The organism is Serratia sp. (in: enterobacteria), from assembly GCF_051654945.1.
Taxonomy (GTDB): Bacteria; Pseudomonadota; Gammaproteobacteria; order Enterobacterales; family Enterobacteriaceae; genus Chania.
On record NZ_JBOFZA010000018.1, the window covers coordinates 1 to 1,034 of the forward strand.

Here is a 1,034-nt window from a genome sequence, read left to right on the forward strand (position 1 = left end):
TGTAAAACAAAGGAATATGCTGTACATACTTTAAAGTATCATGCTTATAAACCTAAGCAAAATACGAAACAAGATGCAAAGTTATGTCTTTTGCCTATATCAGAACCAGAAGCTGAACTACTTGTTTTTCATATTCAAGGTGTAGAAGTTACCATCCCTTCTACGCTTAGTTCTAAGGAGTGTGATACCATACTACATTCCTTACTGAGATTCTATGGTTAATTTCGACCAAATCAGTAGCACCTACATCTGTGTTGGTGCTACTGATTTAAGAAAAGGTATTGATGGATATGCCTCTATGATACAAAACAACTTTCTGTGTTCTCCCTTTGAAGATGCTTTATTTATTTTTTGTAATCGTTCCAAGGATAAAATCAAGATTTTATATTGGGACAAGACAGGGTTTTGGTTATTTTATAAACGCTTAGAACAAGGTAAGTTTAAGTGGCCTATGAAAGAATCACAACTCAATCAAATTACAAAACAGCAGTTGAGGTGGCTACTTGAAGGTTTATCTATAGAACAGAAAAAAGCACATAGAGAAGTCTCTGCAAAGTATACCTAAACGGTATCAATATAGCCTTTTAATCCTAGGAATTATGCTCGAAAAGTGGTATAATAAACCTATGAAAAAACAACAAACATTACCTGAAAACCTAGAAGAATTAAGCAATCATGAATTGCTTTTTTTATTACGTGATTTGAATAAAAAACTAGATGATCAAGAGCAAGCGCTCGATCGTGCAAATAAGTAAATTATGAGTTTAGAGGAAATGATTCGTTTGTTTAAACAACAAAAGTTTGGTCCTAAATCAGAGAAGAACGATCGTATTTTAAATCAACTCAATTTATTTGATGAAGCTGAATATCTAAGTGAACAAGAAGTTGAAGAAGCAAAGGAAGACGAAGTAGTAAAAAAACCACGTAAGAAAAATACTGGAACTAATCTTAGTAATGTAAAGGAAGTCCATATCCAACACCCACTTGAAGTTTGTGATGTCTGTGAAGGCCCACTCAAACAAATGGGAGAAGAA

At 33.4% G+C, this 1,034-nt stretch carries 4 protein-coding genes; all 4 read left to right on the plus strand.

Annotated elements, in window-relative coordinates:
- Positions 1-222: hypothetical protein (locus ACRDCA_RS00310; RefSeq protein WP_438687782.1), on the plus strand; the 222-nt coding region annotated here is incomplete at its 5' end.
- Positions 215-565 carry an IS66 family insertion sequence element accessory protein TnpB gene (gene tnpB, locus ACRDCA_RS00315; RefSeq protein WP_438687783.1) on the plus strand — a complete coding sequence of 117 codons (351 nt, stop codon included), beginning with the start codon at positions 215-217 and terminating at the stop codon, positions 563-565. The genes ACRDCA_RS00310 and tnpB, both read left to right, overlap by 8 nt.
- Positions 566-626: 61 nt before the next feature.
- Entirely contained in the window at positions 627-755 is a 129-nt protein-coding gene (locus tag ACRDCA_RS00320; protein ID WP_438687784.1) for a hypothetical protein, read from the plus strand.
- A 3-nt stretch (positions 756-758) separates the two neighbouring features.
- Positions 759-1,034, plus strand: a 276-nt coding sequence (locus ACRDCA_RS00325) for a transposase domain-containing protein (RefSeq protein WP_438687785.1), incomplete at its 3' end; no start/stop codon positions are given.